Source organism: Sulfitobacter sp. S223 (genome assembly GCF_025143825.1).
GTDB lineage: Bacteria > Pseudomonadota > Alphaproteobacteria > Rhodobacterales > Rhodobacteraceae > Sulfitobacter.
This window is the reverse complement of the sequence record NZ_CP083560.1, coordinates 3,456,397-3,483,180: the sequence shown is the minus strand read 5'-3', so window position 1 is coordinate 3,483,180 and position 26,784 is coordinate 3,456,397. Positions and strand designations below refer to the sequence as shown.

Sequence of the window (26,784 nt, the reverse complement as noted above, 5' to 3'; positions counted from 1 at the left end):
CCCTTACAGAGGAGGACCGAATGACAATAATTCTCGACCCCACAGATGAACGTGTGCCGGTTGAACGTCAGGTAAGTAAACGCAGCGGCAGCCTTTCGGGTGTCGTGGGTTTTCTGGATATCAGCAAGCCACGCGGAAACGTTATGTTGGATGAGCTGGAGCGTTTGTTGGCGCAAAAAGCGCCCGATGTGGCCATCCGCCGCTATGCTAAACCTACGTTCGCCAAGCCGTGTCCGGACGCACTGCGTCACGAGATACGGGACGCCTGCGACTATGTGGTAGAAGCACTGGCCGACTGAGGATCCTGCACGACGTGCAGTATGCACGACAATGTCTGGTTTGAAACCCAGGGGATTCCGGCAGTCTCTATCGCGTCAAGCGAGTTTGGCGATGCCGCCGAAAGCCAGCGCCGTGCGCTTGGCATGAACGGCGCGCATTATGTGTTGGTGCCGCATCCGATTCAGGATGCAACAGATGATGAAATGCGCGTGAAGGCCGCACAGGCCTATGAGCAGATCATCGCGGCGCTAACTCAGAATTAACTGATTCTGCCCCACGCGTTTGGCCGTGGGGCAGAACCTTGCTGCGGCTTTACTGCCTCGCTGAAAGGTGTTGCATCGTGTTTGGATGTTGCCACCCGATCAGGGCAGGAAGGGGCGTAACTGATATGCCCCGCTCAAGGATGCTTTGCCCCCATGCTCAACTCTGTACCTTTTACCCGTGATCTGGTGTTTGTTGGCGGCGGTCATGCCCACGCGCTGGTGCTGCGTAAATGGGGGATGAACCCGTTGCCCGGGGCAAGACTGACATTGATCAATCCCGGTCCGACAGCGCCCTATACCGGTATGTTGCCCGGCCACATCGCAGGGCATTACAGCCGCGATACGCTGGAGATTGATCTGATGCGTCTTGCCCGCTTTGCTGGCGCTCGCCTGATCCTCAGCCATGCAACCGCGATCGATCGAAAGGCCAAGCTGATCCACGTCGAAGGGCGGGGGCCGGTGGCCTATGACGTGGCCTCGATCGATATTGGTATCACTGCCCGCATGGGTATTGAGGGTTTTTCGGAGCACGCAGTTGGGGCTAAGCCACTTGATGTTTACGCCAGCGCATGGCGGACTTTCCTTGACGCTGTAGGGGGGAGCGATAAGGCGGCGACGGTTGCCGTGATCGGAGGCGGGGTCGCGGGATGTGAATTGGCGATGGCAATGGCCTTTGCGCTGCGCGAAAAAGGGGCGAAACCCGAAGTTACCGTGATTGAAGCCGGACCGACAATATCTGGTGTTGGTCCAAGGGCGCGGCGCAAGCTTTCTAATGCGATGCAAGGGTTGGGAATTACGTTTCTGCCAAATGCAAAAGTTACGCAGATCGAAAGCGGCCAAGTTATACTGGAAGGGCATGCACCAGTGGCTGCGGCGCTATGCGTTGGGGCGGCAGGTGCTTTCCCGCACCATTGGATCGCGCAGACGGACCTAACGCTCGAAGACGGCTTTATCGTGGTAGAGCCCGATCTACGGGTGAAAGGGGATACTGACCTTTTCGCTGTAGGTGACTGTGCGCATATGCCATTCGCCCCGCGTCCCAAGGCAGGTGTTTTTGCGGTGCGCGCCGCGCCTATCCTGTATAAAAACCTACGTGGTGTTCTGACCGAAGGTAAGCTTCGGTCATTCCGCCCGCAAAAATCATATCTCAAGCTTATTTCGCTGGGCGGCAAATCTGCCATGGCAGAGAAATACGGTTTGGCGCCTGCAGCACCTCTTCTGTGGCAGTGGAAAGATCGTATTGATCGGGCATTCATGGACAAACTGGATGAATTGCCTGTGATGAAGGTACCTGCGCTTCCGTCTGTGGTGGCCAAGGGTGTGCAAGAAGATGCGCAGGTTATTCCGCTTTGTGGTGGGTGTGGCGCCAAGGTTGGCGGCGGTGTTCTTTCACAGGTAATTAGCGCAGGACAGGGGACGTCGCAGGCGGATGTCGTCGCTGGTCCGGGCGACGATGCTGCTATCCTGCGCCAGTCGTGCGGGGGATATCAGGTGCTGAGCACTGATCATTTGCGCGCCTTTATCGACGATCCTGTGCAGATGACCCGCATCGCGGCAGTGCATGCCTTGGGGGATATCTGGGCGATGGGGGCAACGCCGCAGGCGGCTTTGTCCACTCTTGTGTTGCCGCGCATGTCGGCCGCCTTGCAGGCGCGCACCTTGCGCGAGATTAACGATGCGGCACAGGACGTTTTTGCAGAGGCGGGCGCAAATATTATTGGCGGCCATACGACAATGGGCGCAGAGCTGACGATCGGCTTCACGGTGACAGGCCTGCGGGACGATATGCCAATCACAGTTTCGGGCGCACAGGCGGGAGACATGCTGCTGCTCACGCGTCCTATCGGGACTGGCGTTATTCTTGCTGCGTATATGGCTGGAAAAGCCCCTGCTCGGATCGTCGCCGACGTGCTTTCGGCGATGGAGCAACCACAGCAGGCCGCGGCTGCTATTCTGCGGGATGCTCATGCCATGACCGATGTGACCGGATTTGGCCTTGCTGGTCATATTCAGGCAATCTGCGCAGCGTCACGTCTGCGCGCAGATGTGACGCGTGACAAGATTCCCGTCTATGCCGGTGCCCGCACGCTTTCAGATCAGGGGATTAGGTCTTCGTTGCTGGCGGCGAATATCGCGGATGCGCCCACAACGGGGATTGATGACCCGCTGCTGCATGACCCTCAAACAGCAGGCGGATTGCTTGCGGCTCTGTCACCCGATGCGGCGGAAAAAGCCATGGAAGCTTTGCGTGCCGCAGGGGTTGAGGCCGTCATCATCGGTAAATTGTCAGCAGGTTCGGGGCCGATACACGTCAGTTGAACCGCGCGTGCAAGTCTCGGGCGGTTTCGGCCAAAGTGTCTGTGTCCAAATCTTTCAAGCTAAGCAGGTGCGGCTTTTGCTCTGCGCGCGCCTGTGACTTGAGGTAGCGCGGATCATAATGTTGCGACATCAGCTGTTCGGCCAGTGTCTGCCAATCGCCACTGCGGGCCAGCATTTGCCATTCTCCGATGGTTGCGGATGAATGGTAGGCGCGCAAATGCTCAATCTTGCGGATCAGCGCTGTCGCATTATCCGTCAAATCTGAATAGGCTTTAGCAAGAAATGCCGCACGCGCGGACAAAGGGGCGCTAATTTCAATGCGGGGTGCTGCGCGCATCGATTCCCAAAGCGCAGGCGGGATAATTCGTGCACCGATCTTGCTGCTCTCGCCCTCTACCCAAGTTAGTCGCGCAGGATCCAACGCCTCCAGGGAGGATGCCAGCCGGGATTCGAACATCTTCTGCGAAGGTTGATCTATTGTGGTGGCACCAAATAACGAGCCACGATGCGCGGCCAACCCCTCAAGATCAAGGGTCTGGGCGCCGACATCGTTTAGGTGCTGGAGCAGCGCTGTCTTGGCCGTGCCGGTCCCACCATCAAGCAACATGATCCGGTGTTGCAATGGCGCATTGTAAAGCGCCGCGCTCACGTGTCTGCGATAGCTGCGATATCCACCTTCAAGAAAATGCACACGCCAACCAACCTGATCAAGAATTGTCGCAAAAGCGCCTGATCGCTGGCCGCCGCGCCAGCAATAGACCAGCGGCTGCCAGTCTCCCTTCATCTCCGCAAGTTCGCCCTGCAGATGCTGCGCGGCATTGGCGGCTACCAAAGCGGCCCCAACCTTGCGTGCGCGAAACGCGCTATCTTGGACGTATATCGTGCCGACCTCTGCCCGTTCTGCATCTGACAGTACCGGCAGGTTTACCGCACCGGGAATATGGTCTTCCGCGAACTCAGATGGCGAACGCACATCGATAATCATATCTGCACCAATCGCAGCGATCGAGGAAATAGACGTAAGTGACTGGCGGATCATGCGGGGCTCCGTGCAACAGCATTACCCTGTTCTAGTGATCACACCCGCAAGGTCTAGGACAAAGGGATGCCAGACGCTTTTTCAGTTTCCGGCGCTGGGCAAACTCGGAAGGTGAATGCGGGAATTGGTTGACACTTCCAAATGAAGATTCATATCGTATTCCACAGAGCGGAACAGTGTTTCAAGAAGTGAAGCGACCGCCATCACCGATAAGCCGCCGTTTGAGCGACAAGACGTCGGAACCTAGGGAGAGAGAAATGAAATACATTGCTTCAACATTTGCAGCATTGAGCCTGTCAGCCACTATGGCGACTGCTCAGGACATTGAGCTGCCAAAGCAGCTTAACTGGACTGCCTATGACACCGGATCAGCCGGTTATAACCAAGCCGTAGCCATCGGCGCGGCCTTGCAGGATGCGACAGGTGTGAACCTGCGCGTGTTACCGGGCAAAAACGATGTGTCGCGTACAGAGCCACTGCGTCAGGGTCGCGTCCAGTTTTCAGCGACCGGCGTTGGTGGCAGCTTTATGGCCCAAGAAGGTGTATTCGACTTTGGTGCCCAGAACTGGGGCCCGCAGCCTATCCGTGTCCTGATGGCCAACAATGGCGGGGCGATTAACCTTGCAGTCGGCGTAGCCGGTGATCTGGGTATCAAGGAATTTGCCGACCTGAAGGGCAAACGCGTAGCCTATATCGTCGGTGCACCAGCACTGAACGTAAACACCGAAGCCTATCTGGCTTATGGTGGTCTGACGTGGGACGATGTCGAACGGGTGGACTTCGGTGGCTTTGGTGCCAGCTGGACGGGTCTGATCGAAGGTCAGGTCGATGCGGCATTTGCCTCCACCAACTCTGGCAAAGCCTATGAGGCTGAAGCCGGTCCGCGTGGTCTGTTCTGGCCACCAATTGATCCCGAGAACGCTGACGGCCTTGCCGCGATGCAGGCCATTGCGCCGTTCTTTAGCCCGAACAAAGCAGTCGTCGGTGCCACCATTGATGGCACGGATGGCTATCAAGGCGCTGGTTATGCCTATCCTGTTTTGACAGCGATGGAGGCCACTGAGGCCGATCTTGTATACAACATGACCAAAGCGATGGTTGAGCTGTTCCCGAAGTATGACGGCAATTCACCCGGTATTGGTGGTTGGGCGCTCGACAAGCAAAACATGGAATGGGTTGTTCCCTACCATGAAGGTGCGATCCGCTACTTTACCGAAGTAGGTGCCTGGAACGATACAGCTCAGGCGCATAACGACAATCTGGTAGCACGTCAGGCGGCTCTTGCTGCGGCGTGGGAAGAAACCAAAGCAGCCAACCCCGACGACTGGGAAGCAGCTTGGGCTGAAGCGCGCCGGGAAGCACTGAAAGCAGGCGGTTTCCCTGTAACTTTCTAAGCTTCGTCACGTGATTGGATCGGCCAGCTTTTTCTAGCTGGCCGATCTGTCTTGTTCCTTTGCAGATACGGATGATTCAATGACCGATCAGAACAATGCCCCCGCTGACGCAAAGGGGTTCGAACAGGTTGCCATCGACGGGGAAACCCCGTCAGAGCGGTTGGCGGGCACAGCCCGATGGGTTGTTATCATCGGCACGCTGTTGTCGCTTGTGCTGGTCATCAACCAGCTGTTCAATCTTCAGCTGATGGGGATCGTTCTGATAGAAGGGCGCTATCTATATGTCCTTGGTGGAATGTACCTCGCGCTTAGTTTTCTGATTTTCCAAATGCGTGGCGGAAAAGGTGGCGTGCCTTCCTTGCTGGACTGGGCGCTGTTCGCGATCGCTTTGGCCTGCACGGTCTATCTAGCGCAAACTGCGCAGCTGAACCTGTCGCAAGGCTGGGAATACGCGGCACCTTTGACGGGGCAGTATGTCTCTGTGGTGTTCTTTGTACTGGTGCTAGAGGCGACGCGTCGCGCGGGCGGGTTTGTGTTGTTCTGTATTGTCACTTTCTTTGCATTCTACCCTACCTTTGCCGGCCATGTGCCGGATCCGTTCTCGGGCTTCGAGAGCACATTCATGCAGACGGTCCCTTATCATATTTTCTCGGCCGAAAGCTCTTTCGGCATCCCGATGAAAGCGTTTGGCGGCGTTGTGATCGGCTTTATTCTTTTTGGTGCGGTGCTGCAGCGGACCGGTGGTGGACAGTTCTTTAACGATCTGGCGCTGGGCCTTGTCGGAGGATACCGCGGCGGTGCCGCAAAAGTGTCGATCTTTGCCAGCGGTTTCATGGGGTCGATGTCCGGTTCAGTTATCTCGAACGTGTTGACCACGGGCGCTGTATCAATACCGGCAATGCGCAAAACCGGCTTCTCAGCCAAGACTGCCGCCGCGACCGAGGCATGCGCTTCGACCGGTGGCGTGCTGATGCCGCCCATTATGGGGGCCACGGCATTTATCATGGCCTCGTTCCTGTCGCGCCCATATGTCGAGATTGCCTTGGCCGCCGCCATCCCCAGCATCCTGTTCTATTGGGGGCTGTTTACGGGCATTGACGCCTATTCGGCCAAACGTGGCCTGCGCGGTCTGCCCAAGCCCGATCTGCCACGTTTGCGCGAGGTGATGATTGAAGGGTGGCCTTACATCTTCGTCTTTGCCCTGTTGCTTTATATGATGATCGGCCTGCGGCAGGAATCCTCCGCGCCTTTCTACGCCACCGCATTGCTGCTGGTGGTCAACCAATTCCGTGCGCGCTTTCGTCTTAACAAGCAGCGTCTGGGTAATATGATTGTTGGCGTCGGCATGGGGCTGGCAGAGCTTACGGCCATTTTGCTTGGCGTTGGTCTGATTGTTGGATCATTTTCGGCCACGGGGTTGGCAGGAACGTTGGTGAACGAGCTTGTGTTTATGGCTGGTGACAACACGCTGGTCTTGTTGTTGATGGGCGCGCTGACGGCCTTTATCTTTGGCATGGGGATGACTGTAACAGCTTGCTACATCTTCCTTGCCGTTGTTCTTGCCCCGGCGCTTGAGGCTGGTGGCCTAAACACACTCGCGGTGCACCTTTTTATTCTCTATTGGGGCATGGTCAGCTTTATCACACCACCTGTTGCGCTGGGCGCGTTCGCAGCCTCGACCATGGCGGGGTCAAATCCGATTGCCACGGGCTTCGAAGCGATGCGGCTGGGCGGCGTGATCTATATTGCACCGTTCTTCTTTGTTCTGAACCCGGCACTCATCGGGCAGGCTCCTGCATGGGAGGTCGTGATTGCCTTGTCCTCTGCCTTAGTCGGGGTGGCGCTGATTTCGTCCGCCCTACAAGGTTACATCAGCCTTGTAGGTCCGCTTGAAGGAGCACTGGGCAAGCCGTTGCGTGTTTTGCTGTTCTTTGGCGGTGTGTTGATTGCGATGCCGCAGAATGCTTTGGTACCGCTTGGCTATGCGGCTTCCTTCGCAGTTGGGGCAGCCCTGTGTGTAGTGCCCATAATTCTGGCGCGGCGTGCCAATGCTGTTGATCCGAGAGTAGCTTGAGCCATGATTGAGATAACACCTCCGATGGCGGACAATGCGCCGACCGAAACGATAGTTGAAAGGGTGCGCGCCAACGCCAAGGCCCATCCAGACTCTCTTGCATTGGTCTGCGGCGCAGAGCGCGTGACGTGGGGTGCGTTCGATGCGCGCATCAACCGTGTGAGCAACATGCTTTTGGCTATGGGGCTGACCAAGGGTGACAACATCGCTGTCATCTCGGCGAATTCTATTCCCTATGCAGAGCTTTTCATGGGCATTTTGCGCGCAGGTCTTTGCGTCACGCCGTTGTCTTCGATGGCGTCGCCGGATGCCCTGCAAAAGATGCTGGTCGATTGCGACGCCAAAGCCATATTCGTGGCGCAGCAGTATCTAGATTTGGTTGCAGGTTTTGTGACAAAGCTACCGCTGGAACGCTTTGCCATAGATTTCACACACCCGGACTTTACTGATTACGAAGCCGCGCTTGCGCAGGCCGGATCAGATGATCCGATGATTGCGCTTGAGATGTCGGATGCTTTCAACCTGATCTATTCATCCGGCACCACAGGCACCCCCAAGGGCATCTTGCACAATCACCTCATGCGAGCGGCGCAGATGGATCGTGTTTCGCCCAATGGCTATGATGATAATGCGCGGACGCTGATTTCGACGCCCCTGTATTCCAACACCACAATCGTCGCTTTCCTGCCTACGCTTTTTGGCGGCTCTACTGTGCACTTGATGCCTAAGTTTGACGCGCGGCAGTATCTGGAGATTGTCGAGCGTGAGGCGATCACCCACACGATGCTGGTGCCGGTCCAGTACAAGCGGATCATGGATGTGCCAGATTTTGACAGCTTTGACCTATCGTCCATGCGGATCAAGTTTTCGACGTCTGCGCCCCTGCGCGCGGTACTCAAGGCCGATGTGTTGGCGCGCTTTCCGGGTAAGCTGATCGAGTATTACGGCCTTACCGAAGGCGGCGGCGTCACCGTGCTGGTGGCCGATGAAAATCCGACCAAACTACACACTGTGGGTCAGCTTGCCCCTGGAAATGACATTCGTCTGATTGATAGCTCCGGTTGTGAAGTGCCGCAGGGTGAGGTGGGGGAGATTTGCGGCAGAGGTCCAACCATGATGGCGGGCTACTATGGCCGCGATGACCTGACGGCTGACTACATCTGGCGCGATACGGATGGGAACGTCTATTTTCGCTCTGGTGACATGGGATCATTTGACGAAGACGGTTTTCTGGTTCTGTCCGACCGCAAGAAGGACATGATAATTTCCGGCGGCCTAAACATCTATGCCAATGATCTTGAGCTTGTCTTGCTGCAGGACCCGGACGTGACAGACGCTGCTGTCATCGGTGTCCCTTCGGACGCATGGGGTGAGACGCCTCTTGGCCTTGTCGTTGTCCGCGAAGAGACTGTGCGCACGAGCGAGGATATCGTACAGAGAGCCAACGCAACGCTGGGCAAAAGCCAGCGCCTGTCGGGGGTGGAAATCCGTGAAACCCTTCCGCGCAGCACCATTGGGAAAATCCTCAAGAAAGATCTCCGCACGCCGTATTGGGAAAAGGAATGAACGTGACAGATACCAAGATGAACGGCGCAGAAAGCCTTGTGCACACACTGCTTGCGAACGACGTAAACGTTTGCTTTACCAACCCCGGCACATCCGAGATGCATTTCGTGGCTGCCCTTGACCACATTGCCGGAATGCGATCGGTTCTTGTGTTACAAGAGAGCGTGGCAACCGGTGCTGCGGATGGCTATTACCGCATGGCGCGAAAGCCTGCCTCAACCCTGCTACATCTGGGACCTGGCCTTGCGAACGGTCTTTCCAATCTGCACAACGCCAAAAAAGGCGGCTCCGGTGTGGTCAATATCATTGGTGAACATGCCTCAACACATATTGCGCTGGACGCTCCGCTGACGTCGGATATCGAAGGTATCGCCCGTCCGGTTTCACATTGGGTGCATACCTCGCACTCGGCGGCAGATGTTGGCGCGGATGCTGCTCGCGCAGTGCAAGCGGCGATGGTTAGTCCGGGGCAAATCGCCTCGCTTATCTTGCCAAGCGATACCGCGTGGAATGAGGGCGGCCAACCTGTGGATGCGGTTGATCTGCCTTCACCCGATCCCTTTGATGCAAGCCTGTTGGAACAATCCAGCCGCGCATTGGACGGACCAGAGACATTGCTGCTGCTTGGCGGGGAGGCGCTGACAGAAAACAACCTTGAGGTTGCCGGGCGGATTGCCGCCAAAACCGGCTGCAAACTTCTGTCCGAATGGTCCAACGCGCGCTTGGAGCGCGGGGAAGGCCGGGTCTATGTCGGGCGCGTACCTTACCCGATTGATATTGCTCTAGAGGTGTTGAAGCCATTCAAACGCATCGTTCTGGTTGGGGCGCGTGCGCCTATTGGATTTTTTGCCTATCCGGGAAAACCTGCAATTTTGACGCGCGAAGGTGCTGAAATTCTGACACTTGCAAATGCAGGCGCCGATCTCACCGCTGCGCTGGTCGCGCTATGTGAGGCAGCCGGTGCGATCGATACAGCTCCGGCGTATGTGGTCAAAGCTTCGCTGCCAGAGCGGCCTACTGGTCCAATTGATCTGGATACACTTGCTGCGGTAATTGCGCGTGCAATCCCGCAGGACGGGATTGTGGTGGACGAATCCGTAACAACGGGCCGTGCGTTTTCCCCAGCAACCAAAGGTGCTGCACGTCATACGTGGCTCAACAATTGCGGCGGCTCTATCGGGTATGCGATGCCTGCGGCCGTCGGCGCTGCCATTGCCTGCCCCGAGCGTAAGGTCCTGTGCATGACTGGCGACGGATCGGCGATGTATACGGTGCAATCGCTTTGGACGATGGCACGTGAAAATCTGGATATCACGGTGCTGATCTTCGCCAACCGAAGCTATAAAATTCTGCGTGGAGAATTGACCAACGTTGGTGTCGGCAATCCCGGACCCAAGGCGATTGATATGCTGTCCCTTGACCGTCCGGCGCTGGACTGGGTGCAAATGGCGCGTTCGATGGGGGTAAACGCACAGTGCGTAGATAGCTGTGAAGCGCTGGAGGCCGCACTTGAAGACGGTCTTGCAGGGACAGGTCCCAACCTGATCGAAATCACGCTGTAAGAACTGCTTACTACGCATGCTTTCTGCCTGAGAGCTTAATCGCAATTCTTATCGAATTGCGTGTCCATTGCGATGCGATTTTCCCAGTATAGGTACCCATTAGATTTGCGGAACTATGTTCCGTCTTGCGGTATTGCTGTCTGCGAATTTTCATCCTAGGCTCCACCAGTGATTGAGTCGTGTGTCTTTGGGAGAAAGATATGCGGCCTGCAATTTTGCGATATCTGTCAGAGTTTTGCGCTTTGCATGGCCGACAGAAATGGCACGTGGAGGGTGCCGGATTTATTCCAGAAGACCGATCTTTGATCGGTAGTAAACCTAGCAGTCATCGGGCGCTTTTCTGTCAGATCGGCATTTTTGAGATCGTTGATTTCATTACAGAGCAACTAGTGAAAATCATAACCGGGAGGATATTGAATGAGAAAGTTAAATAAATCCGTGAGGCTTGGCCTCGGGTCTGCCTTGGTCACGCTTGGCCTATCGACCGTAGCGATGGCACAGGACTATGACTGGCCGCGCCTGCTTGTTATCGGCACGCCGGGGACGTCATCAGGCAGCTTCGCATCGACAAACGGCTGGGGGCCAACGCTTCAGAAAGAGACGGGCACAACCGTGCGGATCGTCCCCGAAGACAGTGAGCCAATGCGCTATAAGCGCCTCACAGACCGTGAAGATATTGCAATATCTTCTGTGTCAGCCTCAGAGATCGCGTCACAAACCGAAGGCGTTGGCGGCTATGCTTCTGCAAAGCCAATGGCGCAACGCATTTTGTGGCACCATAACGATACGCCATGGGGTTTTGTCGTCGCGGGGGATTCCGACCTTAATAGCCTTGAAGACATTGCAAAGGGCGGCGTGCGCGTCACGTCTGGTGTGTTTTCTCCGGCAATTGTCACGGCTGTCACCCAAGCGTTGCCTGCCTTTGTCGGCCTGACGCCTGAAGAAGCTGCAGAAAAGATCACGTTTGTGCCCGCATCCAGCTACGGCGAAAACTGCCGCTCGGTTGTCGAGGGCAAATCTGACGTCGCTTATTGCTCGCCGATCTCGTCGGTGTTGTCAGAAATGGAAGGCGCCCCCGGCGGCATCCGCTGGCTGGCTATGGACCCTGAAAATAAAGAGGGTTGGGAGGCTTATTTGGCATATCGCCCCATGACCATTCCGACAAAAGTGTCACTGGGCGTCAAAACTGCGCAAGGCGTTAACTCTATGACGTCGAATTTTGTGTATTCCATCGCCGAAACAGCAGATGTCGATTTCGCTTACAACATGGCGAAGTGGATTCACCAATCACATGATGCTTACAAAGGGTCTCATGCACTGGCGGCACGGATGTCTGCTGATCTGTTCCGCGGATACTTGAACAGCAATCCGATCCCAATTCATGAAGGTACTGTGAAATACCTACGTGAGATCGGCCATTGGACCGACGAAGACGATGTGTGGAACAACGCGGCCATTGAGCAAATGGATCAATGGATCGCTGCGCGTCAGGCCGGCATGAAGGCCGCGATGGAACAGGGCGTAGAGATCAACTTCGAGAACGAAGCGTTTCTGGAAATCATGGCCAAGCATACCGAAGGCCTGAAGGTTTTCCGTTCGCGTCTGTAAACGTGGTTATCTCATGACAATTGACAGCTGCCGGAGCGGTGATCCGCTCCGGCATCCCCTGTATCTCTCTTCCACTCACATATTTCTCGGGATTACCTCATGTCGGATACTCAAACACAGACGGTTTCTGATTCTGATGCCGAACACAGATCGGAAACGACGCGGCTTGGGTCTTTGTTTTCATGGACCAGTATTGCGTTTGTTTTGCTTTGCACCTGTGGCTTGGGCATGGGGCTTGCCTATGTGTTTGGCGTGCCGATTGGCGGCAAGCGCCTGATTGAAGGCCAGTACTATTGGTTCTTTATCGGCATCTTCCTTGCTGCGGCATTCATCGCACTGCCAGCAACCAAGAACCAACGCACAGTCCCGATCTATGATGCGATTGCAGCCGCCATCGCGCTGGGCATCTGCCTGTGGTTTTCGACCCACGCATGGGACATCGTCCAAGCCGGTTGGACCAGCTACCCGGCAGGCGTAGTGCTGTGGATTCTGATGCTGGAAGTTGCACGCAGGTCGGGCGGAGTTCCATTCCTGTTGGTTGTGTTTCTGCTGGGGCTTTACCCGCTGGTCGCAGATTATTTTCCCGGCCTGCTTATGGGCATTCCTTATACCTTTGAACGTATGATCGAGGCGCATGTTTTCCGAACCGAAGGGTTGATGGGCATCACGACCAAGATCGTCGCCGAGATTGTGCTGGGTTTCCTCGTTTTCGCCGGCGTCCTGATCGCGACTGGGGCGGGGCAGTTCTTTATTGATCTCGCAAATGCGGGCTTCGGCAAATACCGCGGTGGTCCTGCAAAGGTTTCTATTGTCGCAAGCGCGTTTTTCGGATCGCTCTCCGGCTCAATCTTCTCAAACATTGCGGGCACCGGATCAATCACCATTCCAACAATGAAAAAGGCTGGATACCCGCCGCATTACGCCGCCGCGATTGAGGCGTGTGCCTCTACAGGCGGGGTGGTTATGCCGCCCGTAATGGGGGCCATTGCCTTTGTCATGGCGATCACAATTGGCGTGGATTACGCGACCATCATGGTGGCGGCGATCCTGCCGTCCTTGTTGTTTTACTTTGGTCTGATCTTGCAGGTTGATGCCTATGCCGCCCGCAAAGGGCTGGTCGGGATGACGCCGGACAGGTTGCCATCAGCGCGGGCGGTTCTACAGCGGGGCTGGCCCTTTTTGTCGGTCATGGTCTTCTTGGTCTGGGGGCTGCTGTATATGCGCTGGGAATACTACGCCCCATGGTATGCCAGTGCACTTATGATCGCGCTTAGTTTCCTTCAGCGCGATACGATGATGACACCCACGCGTCTGTTCGCGACCCTGCGACAGGTTGGCGTCTTGGTGACACAAACCGCAGCCATCATCTTGCCGATTGCATTTGTTGTGAGCGCTTTGACCATCACTGGCGTGACCGGCTCCATGACATCGGGCCTTGTCGCTTTGGGCGGGGACAATGTCTATATGATCATCGCTCTTGGTGTCTTGGCTTGCTTCATCATGGGGATGGCCGGATTGGCCATCGTCGCCTACATCTTTCTTGCGGTAACCTTAGCCCCCGCTATCATCGAAATTGGCGGGCTAAATACTGTCGCTGTGCACTTCTTCATTGTCTATTACGCGATGCTATCCGTCATCACGCCACCTGTCGGCGCGGCGGCATTCCTTGCTGCAACAATTGCGGGCGCCAAGCCTATGCAAACATCCTTTACGGCGATGCGTCTCGGGGTTGTGATTTACTTCGTGCCGCTGTTCTTCTTGTTCCAACCTGCGTTGGTGCTTCAGGGTGATTTGACCCCGCTCATCTATGTTCTGCCATCGATCATCATCGGGATTGTTCTGCTTTCGGGCGGACTGGAAGGCTACTTGTTAGGCGTTGGATTGGTACGGCCTTGGATGCGCCTTCCGCTTGCGGCAGCCGGGTTTGCCTTCAGCTTTCCCGGACTGATGACAACCATCATCGGTGGTGCTGCGTCGGCGCTCATGGTCGCGATCATCTGGCGGGAAAACAACAAACCTCAGCAGGCGGCCGCATAGCCTCCTAAATCTACAAAAAGCCGGATTCGGCCTCAATTAAGGAAATACTTATGTCTATTGTCCATGTCGTTGCAGTTATCACAACAAAACCTGGCGTACGCGCGCGCGTATTGGAACTGTTCAACGCCAATGTCCCTGCCGTGTTGGCGGAGGAGGGCTGTATCGCTTACGAGGCGACGATAGACACCGAAAACGCAGGTCCGATGCAAGCTGCGTTTGGTCCGGATACATTCGTTGTCATCGAAAAGTGGGAGAGCATGGAAGCCCTTGGCGCACATGCCAGAGCGCCTCACATGAAAGAGTACGGCGCAAAAACGAAAGACATGCTGGCAGATCGCAAGATTCACATCCTGTCGTCAGTTTAGCGGCAGAAACAGGTTCAGCACCCTTTAAATGGGTCAAAGTCGAGATGCCTGCGTTAGTGATCCTCCCAAACTACTGGGTGGTAAGAGTATCTATGCAGCTGAGTTAAAAATGGCTTGGCTTCTTCTGTATTTGCCCAAGAGCCATATTAGTGTGCCTCGGGATGATGATCGGCATTATCTTTATCAGTTGCCGCAACCTATCTCAAAGGATGTCGCAAGGTGCCCGGTTCGCCGGGCAACTTGGACGCGAGGACACCAGATAGCGCGCACCAAGAACGGTGTGGCTGCGAAGCTGCCTGCCTTATCTGGCGCTATTGGGCGGTCAATTCGCTTCGTCAAGAATGCTGTGACATCGCGGCCACGATCCGGATTGGCTTCGTGAGGAGTTTGCCACCACGGGAATAGCGCCCTGCATCTTCTGGACGAAAGCCACGCACAAGGTCCTGAAAGATATCAAACGCACGACGCGCGGCGCTATTGATGGTACAAACGCAACAAGGCCCGCCTGATTGGCGGGCCTTGTTGAATGCGATACATCGCCGAATTTGGTTGCGGGAGTAGGATTTGAACCTACGACCTTCAGGTTATGAGCCTGACGAGCTACCGGGCTGCTCCATCCCGCGCCAATTTCGTTTGGCTTTACTATGCCCGCCGAACAGAGAGTACAAGCGCAAACCGGTACGAAAACCAGAAAAATTTGCACTCGCAGCATTTAGGGGGAGGATGCCAAGACCTTGTTCGCTAAATAGAGGTGATCGGAGTGACGGTTGTGTCGCTTTCCAGCGCGTCAATCATGATTCTGCTTGTTGAAAGATCCTCCAACAACGCAGCGCGCAGGTTTGCACTGTCGGGGCTGCGTAGAATCGCGGAAGGGTGTACAGAAATTAGCACCGGTAGGCCTTCTAGGCTGGTTTCGATTTTGCCGCGCCGCGCCATGATCTGCGTGCCGTTCCCCGTCAATGCCTGAGCCGCCGTCGCACCTAAGGCGACGATAAGTGCAGGCTTGATCGTCGCGATCTCTTGGGTGAGCCAGACACGGCATGCTGATATTTCGGATCGGTTCGGGCTTTGATGGATGCGCCGTTTTCCGCGGGGCTTGAATTTGAAATGTTTGACCGCGCTCGTGATGTAGGCGGCGCTGCGGTCTATTCCTGCTTCGCGTGCGATGGAATCCAATATTTGTCCTGCCGGTCCTACAAACGGCTTTCCGCTCAGGTCTTCGTGATCGCCCGGTTGTTCTCCCACAATCATAAGGCGCGCGGCGTCCGGTCCGACCCCTGCCACAGCCTGTGTGGCTTGTGCGCCTATTGGGCAACGGGTGCAGGCATGGATGTTTTCGGCCTTCGGGCGTGCAGGCAGCCGTTCAAGAATACGTTCGGCGCGCATCGGTGGTAGCGTGGGCGCGTCTTGCTGCATTTGATGCACCCGCGTTTCGGCCTGCGCGATGAGATCGGGTATCAGGTCAGCCTCTGGTAAGTTCTTCCAATATTTCTTGGGCATTTCCGACTGCATCGCTTTGATCTTAAGGCGGGCCGGGTTGAAGATGTTCGCGTAATATGTCCGCCACAGGTCTTCGGTAGCATCGCTTAGGTTAAGGCGGTCACTGGGCAAAGCTTCTTGGCTCAGAAAACCACCTTCGAATTTTGTTGTTACTTCGGGCGTTACGATCCCCCAATCCATATCAGCAAAACGGCGGGTGAAAAATCCTGCTATCAGCTCTTCAATGCGGTGGTCAGGTTCAAACCAGCTGATGAACTGGCGGCGGTTTGCCCCTTTCGGTGTCACCTCACGAAACCGCACGAAGGCTTTCATTTTGTGCATGTCGCGGCGAATGTTCTTTGCCAATGCCACCAGTTTCTGCACCTCTGTATCCGCGCGATTATCGAGCAGGGCAGCATTGCCGCGACAGCGCAGCAATACGCGGTATAGAAGGTCATGGGCGCCAGTGGTTCGGCTGGCACAAACAAGCTTGGCCAGCGGCAAAAAATCTTTCGGCACGGTCATTGATTGAGCCGCGGGTAGGGCCGCGCCCGACCCGAAAAGGCTGCATTCAGCCCCATCCATTGTCCACTCGATCTGGTCGGCGTCTACACCATTGCTGGCGAGCGCGCGCGCAGCATCCCGCCATGCGTCAAAGGTACCCAGACGGGGCAGGCACGGGGCGTATATCACAAAAGGCTCAATTGTTCGGGCGCGGGCGCGAAGCGTGCGCGCAGGTTGGCAGCGTCGGTCATGCTGCCCGGCGACCAGTCCCGCGTAACAATGAACGGCTTGGCCTTGTTCACCAGCGCCCCAATTCTGGTGAGATCACCGAAGCCCAACGCGCCGTTCCGCCGCGCAGAAAGAATCCGAGCGACAGATTTGGTTCCGAACCCGGGCACCCTTAGCAGCACATCACGCGACGCGCGGTTGATGTCGACCGGAAACATGTGCCGGTTGGAAAGGGCCCACGCGAGTTTCGGGTCGATCTCCAGATCAAGCATGCCCCCTTTTGAGGACGCAGCAATCTCATCTGCTTGATATCCGTAGAATCGTAGCAACCAGTCTGCCTGATAGAGCCGATGCTCCCTCACCAGTGGTGGCTTGATCAAAGGCAGGGTCGCGGCGCTATCAGGAATGGGAGAGAATGCAGAATAATAGACCCGCTTGAGCTTATAAGAACTGTACAGACGGGTGGAGCTGTTCAGAATTGTCGCATCATCAGCGCCGTCCGCGCCTACGATCAGCTGCGTGCTCTGACCTGCCGGTGCAAATTTCTGGGCCTTTCGCCCCGTGTGCGTCCGCTCCTTTGCAGCTTGCTTGCGCAGCTCCACACGCCCCATGGCACGACGGATTTCATCACCGTTTTTCTCGGGTGCATAGGCCTTTATGCCGGCGTCAGTGGGTAGTTCGATATTCATCGATAGACGGTCAGCCAGCAGGCCTGCCTCTTCGATCAGTTCTGGAGCGGCATCGGGAATGGTTTTGAGATGGATGTAGCCGCGGAAATGGTGGGTATGGCGCAATTCACGGGCGATACGCACCATGTCTGCCATCGTGTCATCAGGGCTTTTGATAATCCCCGAGGATAAAAACAGACCCTCAATATAGTTGCGGCGATAGAATTCGGTGGTCAAGTGAACGACCTCTTCCACTGAGAAGCGTGCACGCTGTACGCTCGATGAAACGCGGTTGATGCAATAAGCGCAGTCATAGATGCAAAAATTGGTCATCAGGATTTTCAGCAAGCTGATACAGCGCCCGTCCGGCGCGTAGGCGTGGCAAATGCCCGAGCCTTCGGTGCTGCCCAGTCCCTTGCCGTCTGAACTGTTCCGCCGCGTCGTGCCTGATGAGGCGCAGGACGCGTCATATTTTGCGGCATCACTGAGTACCGCAAGCTTTTCCTGAAGGGTCATTTTTGTCATGGTGTTCTTATAATGTTCTCACGCGCTCGCTGGCAATAGCAGAGCTGACTCAAGCTTTTTTGCCGCAGGTGGGAACTTCGCGCAGGGATGCGCGTTTGTGGTCATGATCAAACATTTCCTCACCGCTATCATCCTCTCCTTTCCTGCTGCCTTATCAGCGGAGGTCGTAGGCGAAGTTGACGTCGACTGGCTTGGAAACGATCTGATTATTGAGGCGCTTGCCGACCCTGAAGTCCAAGGTGTGACGTGTCATATTACCTATTTTGAACGCGGCATTATTGACCGACTGCAAAAGGGTAACTGGTTTGAAGATCCCTCGAACTCTTCCATATCCTGTCGCCAGACCGGTCCAATCATTATCGGTGATATTGACCGCAGCGACGAAGGCGAAGAAGTCTTCCGCGAGCGGCGGTCAATTGTGTTTAAATCGCTGCGTGTGAAGCGGATCTTCGATGAGAAGAACCAAACTCTGATCTACATCAGCCATGCGCGGGAAATCCAAAACGGTTCAGCAAAGATGTCGCTGTCTACAGTGCCGTTGTACCAGCCATCACAGTCTGACTAAAAGTTGGCAAAGCGCCGCGCAGGGATGCGGGGTGCTTTCATGACCTGTTGCCTTGGTCATCCAATAAGATAGCATACGCACAAAACCATAACTCCACGAACGGGGCAGCAGTATGCAATTATCACGCCGGACTTTCGCAATGGGCCTAGGTGCCCTGACACTATCAGCATGTAGTGGCGCGCCCGCCATGCGAAGCAGTGCAAACATTGGCGGTGCATTGCCCGCCGACCTTCTGCCAACGCCCAATGCCGGTTACGACGCATGGGTTTCCAGCTTTCGCGGGCGCGCAGTCGGGCAGGGCATCAGCCAATCCACGCTGAACAATGCATTCCGCGGCACGGGCTATCTGCCGGGTTGTGTCAAACGTGACCGCAACCAGACTGAATTCAAACGCAGCCTTGAAGATTACCTGGCTATCGCTGCTTCGGATGAGCGGATCAGCAAAGGGCGCGCTGCATTTGCGCGTCACCGCGGCACTTTGCAGACCCTTGAGGGACGCTACGGTGTCAATGCAGAGATCATCTGTGCGATTTGGGGGCTCGAAAGCTTCTTTGGTGAGCGTCGCGGTGATGTGCCTGTGATCTCGGCCACCTCGACGCTTGCTTTTGACGGGCGTCGCGGAGCGTTCTTTGAAAAGCAACTGATCGCGGCCCTGCGGATTGTACAGAACGGTGATATCTCAGCTTCGCGGATGACAGGATCATGGGCTGGCGCGATGGGCCACACGCAGTTTATCCCGACATCCTATCAAGCATTTGCAGTCGACTTCACCGGTGACGGTCGGCGCGATATCTGGTCCGAAGACCCCACAGATGCGCTGGCCTCCACTGCTGCGTATTTGCAGCGCAACGGCTGGACGCGCGGAGTCAAATGGGGCGGTGAGGTCGGGAATGGCGCGCCACAAGGCAGCATCATTCAGCCACAACCCGGCGGGCCCCGTTTCGCGGTGACAAGCAACTTCCGCGCAATCAAGCGCTACAACAATTCGGACGCTTACGCGATCGGTGTCGGCCATCTGGCAGACCGGATTGGTGGTGCAGGCCCGCTTCGTTCCAGCTTTCCGCCGGATGCCAACGGTTTGACCAAAGATGATCGGGTCGCGCTCCAGCAGCGTCTGACAGCGCGCGGCTTTGATACTGGCGGTACCGATGGCGTTATTGGTCCAAACAGTGAAAAAGCGATCAGCGCCTATCAGGCCAGCAAAGGTCTGCCAGCCACAGGAAAGCCCTCGCAGGAATTGTTGCGCGCGCTGGGCTAGGTCCTTGTCCCTCTGTAAGGCGTCCCTTTAGCCGGATTTCAGTGGGTAAAAGGCGGTTCGGGCTGAGCAGACAAGGCTTTGGCAAACGAAAGATCGCGGCCATTATGCGTGCCGCGATCCATATGTGCAGGTGCAGAACACTATGCGAAGCCGTAAGTTTCTAAAAAGAGGGTAATCAAGGGTGGCGGCGACGCGGTCCACGCGCAAAACGATGCTGATCCAGTATTAGCAAAGCAGCTAGAATTTTCAACCTGAAGCTGTCTGTAACCTTATGAATTTAAAAAGAAACAGAAATTTACACGCGCAAATTGAAATCGGATGATTTTGTCTCGACCTGCCCTTTTTTGACCTCATTCCGCGATTAGCGAGAATTTGGAAACAATCTGGACTTTTCTCTCATGCGTAAAAATATGTGCCGCCTCTTTCCTCTTGCCCTTGTTGCGCTGACAGCGTGTGGTCCCGCGCCGGATGCCCACTCAAGCCGGTCTGACGTTTCATTGATGAGCTTCTCTTCGCACGGCGCTGGGACGGTTGATCAAGGTGAGGCGCTTGCGGCACTATCCCGTAGGATTGTTATGCAGACAACGCTCAAAGGGGCGGGGATCGGCGCTGCGCTGGGATGTGGCATCATGGTTGTATCGGCAGGCAATGCTCAAAACTGTCTGATCGGCGCGGCGTCAGGTTCCTTGGGTGGCGCATTGGTTGGCCATGCGGCGGGCAAGCAGAAAGTCACGCGGCAGATTGAAAAAGTGTCGGCCAGCGCCGTGGTTCGGACACTGCGGATGACAAACACCCAAATGGCATTGGTGCAACAAACCCTGCCCGCGCGACTTGCCGCTCAGGATGAGGCGCTTGCGCGCTTTGATCTTCAGTATGCGTCGGGTGCGATTAGCGCAGAGGAACATAGCAGCGCCCGTGCCGCCATTCAGGCAGAGCGAAGCGCGATGGCCGAAGCCCTGATCGAAACCGAAAATAATGCCATCCGCGCCGCCCAAAATCTGCGGATTGCCCACAGTGAAGGGCAAGCCGGGTTGGATTGGCATATCTCTGCATCAGAAAGTCTGGCCCGCATAGCAAGCTCCGCCCGCTCGGATATTTCGCTGCTCTGACGGGGTGTGCCTTGCTCCGTAGCTGCTGTTTTGAGCTTGCGAAAATCGGGTCAAAACGTCACCGTCAGAACGCAAATATATCCTGGAGGAGGAGTTCTGATGAAAACCCTGATCAAGTCAGCAGTGGCAGCCCTTGCACTGACAGCCCTAAGCACAACTGTCGCATCTGCGGAAACGCGTATCACATATAAATCGGCAAAAACCGGTTCGTCCTACTTTCAGATGGGCGTTGAACTGGCGGAGGCGATGAAGTCCGGCACTGATGGCAATGTGATTGTCACAGTCGAAGAAAGCCAAGGTTCGGTCCAGAACGTGATGGAGACACGTGCGCGTGGCGGCGACTATGTCTTCACAACACCGCCTGCACTTGTTCGCCTAGCCCAAGGCGGCAAGGCTATGTTCGAAGGCAAAGGCGACCCCAAGTTCGACGAAATTCGCGCCCTGTTTCCGATTCCGTCCCTGACCATGCACTTCGTCATGTCCAAGGACAGCGGCGTGACCGATATCACTGGTCTTGAAGGTAAAACCATTCTGCTGGGCAAGGGATCGTTCGGGGCGACCGAAGGGGAGAAATACCTTGGGTTGTTCGGCATGGCCGACAAGGTAAAGATTGCCGATGCCGAACTGTCGAACGCGGTTGCCGCGCTGAAGAACGGGCAGATTGACGGGTTCGTGACGGCAGGTTCATGGCCTGCGCCAAACGTGATCGAAGCGGCGGCATCCACGCCGGTTACCGTATTGTCGCTGACAGGTGACCAGATCACGCAGACCAAACGTACCACCTTAACAATTCCTGCCGGTACCTACGCAGGGCAAGATGGCGACATCACCACAACATCGCTGCCGGTTGTCGCCTACACAACGACAAGTATGGACGATGACACTGCGTACCAGCTGACCAAAACTTTCTGGGAAAGCAAATCCACGCTGGGTGAAAACGCACCATGGTGGAATGGTGTGAACGAGGGCCTGATGGGCACAATCGAAGGCACGATCCATCCCGGTGCACAGCGTTACTATGAAGAGGCAGGGATTGCTCTGACCGACGCGCAGAAGTAACAGCCCCTAGCAGGCCGGACCTCACGTCCGGCCTGTCTTAACCTATCTACGACAAGGCCAATCCGCCATGACAAATCTCTCTGAAGGCCGCTTGCAAAGCGCGCTGTGGTTGCTGCTTGCCACTTGTCTGGTTGGCTATCACCTGATGTTGGTGTTTTCCGGTCTTATCCCAAATCTGGTAAGCCGCCCCCTGCACATGGCGTTCATTCTGCCTTTTGTCTTGGTGCTCGGTGCAAAAAGCCGCGCTGCGCTGTTAAGCGGAAGCGTGCTGGCCGCGCTTGGCGCCGCGGCCGCTATTTGGGTGGCTGTGAACAGTGATAGCCTTGGGGACCAATACGGGTTCCTTGAAAGTAACTTTCAGACACTGGTTGCGATTGTCTTGCTTGGTGTGACCCTAGAGGCTGCACGACGTGCGATCGGTTGGCCCCTTCCTATCGTTGCAGGTCTTGCGCTGCTTTACGGTCTGTACGGTCAACATATCCCTGGTCAATTCGGCCATTCTGGTACGCCGACCGCCAGTTTTCTGGGAACGCTCACCATTGCCGAAGGCGGGATCTGGGGTTCTCTTACGGGCGTTTCGGTGAGTGTTGTGGCGATCTTTGTGATTTTCGGCGCGGTGCTGAACGCAGGCGAAGCAGGGCAGGGTTTCATGAATGTTGCCGCTGCTGCTGCGGGACGACTGAAAGGGGGCGCGGCCAAAGTGTCGGTGATCTCATCTGCACTGTTCGGTTCTATTTCAGGTTCCGCATCTGCCAATGTCGCGTCTACCGGCGCTGTGACTTTGCCGGCTATGACCAATCTAGGCTACCCCAAGCGGCTGTCGGCGGCTGTTGAAGCCGTTGCATCATCGGGCGGGCAGATCATGCCGCCGCTGATGGGGGCCGGTGCCTTTGTGATGGTTGAGCTGACAGGCGTTCCCTACACGTCCATTATGGCTGCCGCCTTGCTGCCGGCGTTTCTTTATTTTCTGGCGGTGTGGTTTGGCATCAATGCCTATGCAGGACGCTTTGACCTCAAAGGCGTCGCCGCCGAGGACCGCCCCGAACGCCGTGACGTGATCATCACATCGTTGTTTTTTCTGGTGCCGTTTTCTGTGCTTCTTTGGGCGATGTTTGTGGTAAAATATACGCCAGAATATGCCGCCGCGCTCGCGATCCTTGCAGGGGCCCTTTTGCTCTTTATCAACGGTAATCTGAAAAGCCACCGCGCCCAGATCATTGAGCGGTTTACCAGCGCCGTTATGAATGCTGCCAAGCAAGTATCGATGATTGCTTCCATCATTCTGTGCGCGTCGATCATCATTGGCGTGCTGTCCATCACAGGTCTGGGGGTAAAGCTGACCTCGCTGATCCTTGAAGGCTCGGGCGGCTTGCTCTGGCCATCGCTCTTGCTGACTGCGCTGGCTTGCCTGCTTCTGGGGATGGAAGTGCCAACAACGGCCGCCTATGTGATCTGCGTTTCAGTTGCGGGACCTGCGCTGATGAAGCTGGGGTTGGAACCGTTGCAGGCGCATCTATTCGTGTTCTGGTTCGCGTTGTTGTCCACAATCACACCTCCGGTCTGCGGGGCGGTATTTATCGCGGCAGGCATGGTCGGGGAAAACTGGCTGAAGGTCGCGCTGACAGCGATGGCGCTGGGCGTGGGGCTGTACATCATTCCGCTGGGCATGGTTGCGAACCCCGACATCCTGCGATTGGCCGAAGATCCGATTGCAGCGCTTATTGCGATGCTGCGTATCGCAGCGGGGTTGATGCTGGTATCTTACGGCTTGATCGGTGCGCGGCGCGTTCTGCCGACAATCCTGATGGTTGGAGCCGGTTTGGCGATCGTGTTTTCCGGACTACTGTTCTGACACCCTAGCTTTTTCGAAGGTGATTTTTCCTGCGTATCTTGCAGGGCTGACTACCGGATTTTGGCGCGTACAGCTCATAACCAAAACTCGAACATTATTTCTCTTGCTGGCTGTGATGGCTGGGCCGGTTTCCGGAGCCGCGCGCAAGAAGCACGACCTCCTGCTTCGGTCACAGTCTTCACGCTTGAAAAGCAGAATGTGACCCAAGCGCGGGTTCTGATCGGCCGTTTTGTTGCGACTCCGTGCGTGCTGGTGATTGCCGCGCAAGCAGATACTCTGGCTGTTATCCGACAGATTGATAGGGTTTTTGCCTGTTCTACCTTATCTGATGCCGACAACGCGCGCCGACAACGCGCGGCCAAACTGGTAGGCGGTGACGATGCCATCCCTGCCAGCTCGGAACAGGGCGAAAGCTTTGATCGTCGCGGGAACCGATCGCGCTGTTTATAGCCGCCGAAAACGGCTTTGAGTTGCGAGCCCTAAGGGGTGATGGGGCGCATGGCAGAGATGGGATCGTCACTGACGGCTGGCCGCAATGGATCGGATCATTGTGGCGGGTCTTCAAGAGGCAGCGCCGGGCGCAGTGGTGAACCCGCAGAAACAGACCCGGATATCGCGGAGGTTCAGATGAAAAAATAAGCTAAGCTAAGCTAGGCAGCCGCTCTTTTGCCCGAGGCAGTGCAGCGGCAGGGCATGACCGTCAGCACATCGGCGGCGGCTTTCTGATGATTGTGGCACTGGTATCCGAAGTTGGCACGCTGGATTCCGCGGGTTTGTTGGACTGCCTCGTGACCAATCTTGTCGATGAATTCAGCCGCCTCGAAGGGGGCGGCAACATGCAGGTTTTCGGTGCGCAATACGCAACACTGACAGGTATCCGCCGGGTCATTCGGGTCACTTCCCACTGTCGAAGGGCAACCGGTCCGAACGCGCTGCCCATAGCCAAACTGGTCGAAGAGCCGCTGGAGCCTGTTTCGGAATTCTTTCCGGATGGTATGAAACGTGTAGTCCCCTACGATACGTTTCCCTTCGTCGAACGTTCGATCAAAGAGGTGGTCGTCACCTTGTTTGAGGCGGTCGGGCCGGTTTGTTCTGTGATGCTTCTGTTCAGCCGGAACCTGCGTGCAACCCTGATCCCGACTTTGACGGTACAAATGGTGCTGCTCGCGACCTTTGGCGTGATCGCGGCTTTTGGCATCTCGATCAACTCCCTGACGATGCGATCTTTGTGGTCGAAAACGTAGCGCGCTTGATGGAACGATATTTTGATCCCTACGTGGCCAGCAAAAATACAAGGGGTCAGATCGCAGGCCAGTGCGTGTGGGTACTGCCACGAACCGCGTATTGGAAAAGGTCTCGGACCACTATCTTGATAACAAATTCTATCGTTCAAGTCCGTCTTCACCGTCAGCGGGTTCAGCTTTGCCGGTTAAGGTCAAAACATGGGCCTTGCGTTTATTGGCCTGAAAGAATGGTCAGAACGTGAAGCCGTAGGCCAAAGCGTATCGGCCATCGCCGGACGTGCATTTGGCGCATTCTCGCAAATTCAGGAGGCGCTTGCCTTCCGGATTGTTCCTCTGGTCGGGATTGAACTCGGCAACGTCAGCGGATTTGACTTCTACCTTCAGGCCCGCTGCCGTCGCGGTGGGCCTGTAGGAATCTGCGGTCGGGGACATGCTTTCGATCGCATGGGCATGCCACTATGTGAACGACTTTATGGATAACTGCCGCGCAAAACGTGTTTATATTCAGGGTGATGTGCCATGTCACATGGTGCCCAAAGACCTCGAGCACTGGCGGGTCCACAACGCGACAGGCGGATTGGCCCCGTTCTCGCCGTTCTCAACGACAAGCCAGAAGTACGGTGCGCAGATGCTCTACCGGTACAACGGGGTAGCCGCAGCACAGCTTCAGCGCAGTCCGGCTGAGGGCGTCATGACCGGCGAAGCCATGGCGGAGATGCGGCCTCTGGCCGCCCAACGGCCGTCTGGGTTCGAATTGTCTGGACGGCCATTGCGTTGGAGGAAATTGAGGCGGACGGCTAGGCAGGCGTGCTTTATGCGCTGTCGCTTGGGGGGCTTCCTGTCCCTTGCTGTTTTGTATGAAAGCTGGTCGGCTCCCTTTGCGGTGATGTTGGCGCGCTGGTTGGCGCATGGCTAGGTGGCTTTGCGAATGGTGTGTATTTTCAAGTATCTTTGCTGACGGTGATTGGTCTTGCCGGCAAAACTGCGATCCTGATCGTCGAGTTCGCCTGCGAACAGGCCAACGTTGGCGTTGCAGAAGCGGCGAAATAGCGGTTTCGTCGTATCCTTATGATATCTATGGCGTTTTCTTTTGGAGCCTCGTCGGTTGTTCTGCCCTCTGGCCGGACAGCGATCGGGTCCGGCGTTCTGAGCGGGGCAATCTCCGGGACGTTACTGTGTGTTTTGTTTGTGCCAGTGTTCTTCGCCGTCATCCATCGGCTGTCGCGTCAAAGAACCTGAGGCCCTCAGTAAGGAGCCCAATTTCCCGCCTTTTTAGGGTCGGAAATGCGCCCACCCTCTTTCTTGAGACCACAGATTTCATCCAACTACATGCTGCGTTCAGGTCGGAACGCACCGCGCGATAGATCTGCGACCAGCCGGGTCCAAAGCTTCAAATCAATAAATGTTCTGGGAACATGGTGCTGCTGGAGAGAATCGAACTCTCGACCTCTCCCTTACCAAGGGAGTGCTCTACCTCTGAGCTACAGCAGCGCCGATAGCGGGCTGATTAGCTTCTATCCGTCGCTTGCGCAACCCAAATTCGCGCCTAATCTGGACCCCGCGCAGTACCTGCGCTAGACAGGCGCTATGGCAGACAAACAGTCCTCTCACACTCCGGCCCAAACACCTAAAGCGGCAGAAGCTGCGCGCAAGCAGGCGCGGCTGTCTCAGGCGCTTAAGGCTAACATGGCGCGGCGCAAAACGCAGGCGCGGGCGCGGGCGACGGATACGTCAGAGGGCAGCACCACAGGCACAGCGCAAACCGCGCAAGACAAGGAATCCTAAAA

General features: G+C 56.1%; 21 protein-coding genes, 2 tRNA genes and 1 pseudogene. 19 read left to right on the top strand and 5 right to left on the bottom strand.

What is annotated here, in order from left to right; genetic code table 11:
* Positions 1–20: 20 nt before the first annotated feature.
* Both K3757_RS16610 and selD read left to right on the top strand, forming a co-directional pair.
* Entirely contained in the window at positions 21–542 is a 522-nt protein-coding gene (locus K3757_RS16610) for a UGSC family (seleno)protein (protein ID WP_259997214.1), read from the top strand.
* A gap of 153 nt (positions 543–695) precedes the next feature.
* On the top strand, positions 696–2,861 hold the full coding sequence (gene selD / locus K3757_RS16605; RefSeq protein WP_259997211.1) for a selenide, water dikinase SelD: 2,166 nt from the start codon (positions 696–698) through the stop codon (positions 2,859–2,861).
* Here the strand turns inward: selD and mnmH are convergent.
* Positions 2,854–3,900, bottom strand: a complete 1,047-nt coding sequence (gene mnmH, locus K3757_RS16600; protein WP_259997208.1) for a tRNA 2-selenouridine(34) synthase MnmH — start codon at positions 3,898–3,900, stop codon at positions 2,854–2,856. The genes selD and mnmH overlap by 8 nt on opposite strands.
* Positions 3,901–4,157: 257 nt before the next feature.
* Here mnmH and K3757_RS16595 point away from each other — a divergent pair, with 257 nt between their 5' ends.
* The 7 genes from K3757_RS16595 (at position 4,158) to K3757_RS16565 (ending at position 14,506) form a co-directional block, all read left to right on the top strand.
* Entirely contained in the window at positions 4,158–5,294 is a 1,137-nt protein-coding gene (locus K3757_RS16595; RefSeq protein WP_259997205.1) for a TAXI family TRAP transporter solute-binding subunit, read from the top strand.
* 79 nt (positions 5,295–5,373) lie between these two features.
* Positions 5,374–7,368, top strand: coding sequence for a TRAP transporter fused permease subunit (locus K3757_RS16590; RefSeq protein WP_259997203.1), 1,995 nt, complete (start codon positions 5,374–5,376; stop codon positions 7,366–7,368).
* A gap of 3 nt (positions 7,369–7,371) precedes the next feature.
* A complete protein-coding gene (locus K3757_RS16585) occupies positions 7,372–8,934 on the top strand; it encodes a class I adenylate-forming enzyme family protein (protein WP_259997201.1) in 1,563 nt (520 codons plus the stop codon).
* On the top strand, positions 8,931–10,496 hold the full coding sequence (locus tag K3757_RS16580) for an acetolactate synthase large subunit (protein WP_409202552.1): 1,566 nt from the start codon (positions 8,931–8,933) through the stop codon (positions 10,494–10,496). The genes K3757_RS16585 and K3757_RS16580 overlap by 4 nt, the downstream gene beginning before the upstream one ends.
* Positions 10,497–10,913: 417 nt before the next feature.
* Positions 10,914–12,104, top strand: a complete 1,191-nt coding sequence (locus K3757_RS16575) for a TAXI family TRAP transporter solute-binding subunit (RefSeq protein ID WP_259997199.1) — start codon at positions 10,914–10,916, stop codon at positions 12,102–12,104.
* Positions 12,105–12,203: 99 nt separating this feature from the next.
* Complete coding sequence (locus tag K3757_RS16570; RefSeq protein ID WP_259997198.1) at positions 12,204–14,141, top strand: TRAP transporter fused permease subunit; 1,938 nt, start codon at positions 12,204–12,206, stop codon at positions 14,139–14,141.
* Between the two features lie 50 nt (positions 14,142–14,191).
* On the top strand, positions 14,192–14,506 hold the full coding sequence (locus K3757_RS16565) for a putative quinol monooxygenase (protein WP_259997197.1): 315 nt from the start codon (positions 14,192–14,194) through the stop codon (positions 14,504–14,506).
* A 546-nt stretch (positions 14,507–15,052) separates the two neighbouring features.
* On the opposite strand, the gene K3757_RS16560 is transcribed toward K3757_RS16565, so the two are convergent.
* The 3 genes from K3757_RS16560 to K3757_RS16550 all read right to left on the bottom strand — a co-directional run bounded on the left by K3757_RS16560 (position 15,053) and on the right by K3757_RS16550 (position 17,910).
* A tRNA-Met gene (locus K3757_RS16560) sits at positions 15,053–15,129 on the bottom strand.
* A 118-nt stretch (positions 15,130–15,247) separates the two neighbouring features.
* Positions 15,248–16,678, bottom strand: a complete 1,431-nt coding sequence (locus K3757_RS16555; protein ID WP_259997195.1) for a UdgX family uracil-DNA binding protein — start codon at positions 16,676–16,678, stop codon at positions 15,248–15,250.
* A complete protein-coding gene (locus tag K3757_RS16550; RefSeq protein ID WP_259997193.1) occupies positions 16,675–17,910 on the bottom strand; it encodes a putative DNA modification/repair radical SAM protein in 1,236 nt (411 codons plus the stop codon). The genes K3757_RS16555 and K3757_RS16550 overlap by 4 nt, the downstream gene beginning before the upstream one ends.
* Positions 17,911–18,013: 103 nt before the next feature.
* On the opposite strand from K3757_RS16550, the gene K3757_RS16545 reads away from it, so the two are divergent.
* The 9 genes and pseudogenes from K3757_RS16545 to K3757_RS16505 all read left to right on the top strand — a co-directional run bounded on the left by K3757_RS16545 (position 18,014) and on the right by K3757_RS16505 (position 26,047).
* Positions 18,014–18,475, top strand: a complete 462-nt coding sequence (locus K3757_RS16545) for a CreA family protein (RefSeq protein ID WP_259997191.1) — start codon at positions 18,014–18,016, stop codon at positions 18,473–18,475.
* Positions 18,476–18,587: 112 nt separating this feature from the next.
* Positions 18,588–19,733, top strand: a complete 1,146-nt coding sequence (locus tag K3757_RS16540; protein WP_259997189.1) for a lytic murein transglycosylase — start codon at positions 18,588–18,590, stop codon at positions 19,731–19,733.
* Positions 19,734–20,131: 398 nt separating this feature from the next.
* Complete coding sequence (locus tag K3757_RS16535; protein ID WP_259997186.1) at positions 20,132–20,842, top strand: hypothetical protein; 711 nt, start codon at positions 20,132–20,134, stop codon at positions 20,840–20,842.
* A gap of 99 nt (positions 20,843–20,941) precedes the next feature.
* Positions 20,942–21,901 (top strand): TAXI family TRAP transporter solute-binding subunit, encoded by a 960-nt coding sequence (locus K3757_RS16530; protein WP_259997178.1) that lies wholly within the window; start codon positions 20,942–20,944, stop codon positions 21,899–21,901.
* A 67-nt stretch (positions 21,902–21,968) separates the two neighbouring features.
* Positions 21,969–23,753, top strand: a complete 1,785-nt coding sequence (locus tag K3757_RS16525) for a TRAP transporter fused permease subunit (RefSeq protein ID WP_259997170.1) — start codon at positions 21,969–21,971, stop codon at positions 23,751–23,753.
* A gap of 60 nt (positions 23,754–23,813) precedes the next feature.
* Positions 23,814–24,203 carry a hypothetical protein gene (locus K3757_RS16520; protein WP_259997168.1) on the top strand — a complete coding sequence of 130 codons (390 nt, stop codon included), beginning with the start codon at positions 23,814–23,816 and terminating at the stop codon, positions 24,201–24,203.
* Between the two features lie 275 nt (positions 24,204–24,478).
* Positions 24,479–24,997, top strand: a complete 519-nt coding sequence (locus K3757_RS16515) for an efflux RND transporter permease subunit (protein WP_259997167.1) — start codon at positions 24,479–24,481, stop codon at positions 24,995–24,997.
* A gap of 198 nt (positions 24,998–25,195) precedes the next feature.
* Positions 25,196–25,477, top strand: a complete 282-nt coding sequence (locus K3757_RS16510; RefSeq protein WP_259997166.1) for a hypothetical protein — start codon at positions 25,196–25,198, stop codon at positions 25,475–25,477.
* Positions 25,428–26,047: pseudogene (locus K3757_RS16505) on the top strand (efflux RND transporter permease subunit). The gene K3757_RS16510 and the pseudogene K3757_RS16505 overlap by 50 nt, the downstream one beginning before the upstream one ends.
* A gap of 366 nt (positions 26,048–26,413) precedes the next feature.
* On the opposite strand, the gene K3757_RS16500 reads toward K3757_RS16505, so the two are convergent.
* Positions 26,414–26,488: transfer RNA gene (locus tag K3757_RS16500), tRNA-Thr, on the bottom strand.
* Positions 26,489–26,584: 96 nt separating this feature from the next.
* Here K3757_RS16500 and K3757_RS16495 point away from each other — a divergent pair.
* Positions 26,585–26,782, top strand: coding sequence for a hypothetical protein (locus K3757_RS16495; RefSeq protein ID WP_259997165.1), 198 nt, complete (start codon positions 26,585–26,587; stop codon positions 26,780–26,782).
* The last annotated feature ends 2 nt before the right edge of the window (positions 26,783–26,784 follow it).

What these genes read in the sequence shown, in the direction of transcription:
- selD (WP_259997211.1), top strand. Translation starts at nt 696, where the DNA reads ATGCTCAACTCTGTACCTTTTACCCGTGATCTGGTGTTTGTTGGCGGC.
- mnmH (WP_259997208.1), bottom strand. Translation starts at nt 3,900, where the DNA reads ATGATCCGCCAGTCACTTACGTCTATTTCCTCGATCGCTGCGATTGGT.
- K3757_RS16595 (WP_259997205.1), top strand. Translation starts at nt 4,158, where the DNA reads ATGAAATACATTGCTTCAACATTTGCAGCATTGAGCCTGTCAGCCACT.
- K3757_RS16590 (WP_259997203.1), top strand. Translation starts at nt 5,374, where the DNA reads ATGACCGATCAGAACAATGCCCCCGCTGACGCAAAGGGGTTCGAACAG.
- K3757_RS16585 (WP_259997201.1), top strand. Translation starts at nt 7,372, where the DNA reads ATGATTGAGATAACACCTCCGATGGCGGACAATGCGCCGACCGAAACG.
- K3757_RS16580 (WP_409202552.1), top strand. Translation starts at nt 8,931, where the DNA reads ATGAACGTGACAGATACCAAGATGAACGGCGCAGAAAGCCTTGTGCAC.
- K3757_RS16575 (WP_259997199.1), top strand. Translation starts at nt 10,914, where the DNA reads ATGAGAAAGTTAAATAAATCCGTGAGGCTTGGCCTCGGGTCTGCCTTG.
- K3757_RS16570 (WP_259997198.1), top strand. Translation starts at nt 12,204, where the DNA reads ATGTCGGATACTCAAACACAGACGGTTTCTGATTCTGATGCCGAACAC.
- K3757_RS16565 (WP_259997197.1), top strand. Translation starts at nt 14,192, where the DNA reads ATGTCTATTGTCCATGTCGTTGCAGTTATCACAACAAAACCTGGCGTA.
- K3757_RS16550 (WP_259997193.1), bottom strand. Translation starts at nt 17,910, where the DNA reads ATGACAAAAATGACCCTTCAGGAAAAGCTTGCGGTACTCAGTGATGCC.
- K3757_RS16545 (WP_259997191.1), top strand. Translation starts at nt 18,014, where the DNA reads ATGATCAAACATTTCCTCACCGCTATCATCCTCTCCTTTCCTGCTGCC.
- K3757_RS16540 (WP_259997189.1), top strand. Translation starts at nt 18,588, where the DNA reads ATGCAATTATCACGCCGGACTTTCGCAATGGGCCTAGGTGCCCTGACA.
- K3757_RS16535 (WP_259997186.1), top strand. Translation starts at nt 20,132, where the DNA reads ATGCGTAAAAATATGTGCCGCCTCTTTCCTCTTGCCCTTGTTGCGCTG.
- K3757_RS16530 (WP_259997178.1), top strand. Translation starts at nt 20,942, where the DNA reads ATGAAAACCCTGATCAAGTCAGCAGTGGCAGCCCTTGCACTGACAGCC.
- K3757_RS16525 (WP_259997170.1), top strand. Translation starts at nt 21,969, where the DNA reads ATGACAAATCTCTCTGAAGGCCGCTTGCAAAGCGCGCTGTGGTTGCTG.
- K3757_RS16515 (WP_259997167.1), top strand. Translation starts at nt 24,479, where the DNA reads ATGATTGTGGCACTGGTATCCGAAGTTGGCACGCTGGATTCCGCGGGT.
- K3757_RS16510 (WP_259997166.1), top strand. Translation starts at nt 25,196, where the DNA reads ATGGGCCTTGCGTTTATTGGCCTGAAAGAATGGTCAGAACGTGAAGCC.
- K3757_RS16495 (WP_259997165.1), top strand. Translation starts at nt 26,585, where the DNA reads ATGGCAGACAAACAGTCCTCTCACACTCCGGCCCAAACACCTAAAGCG.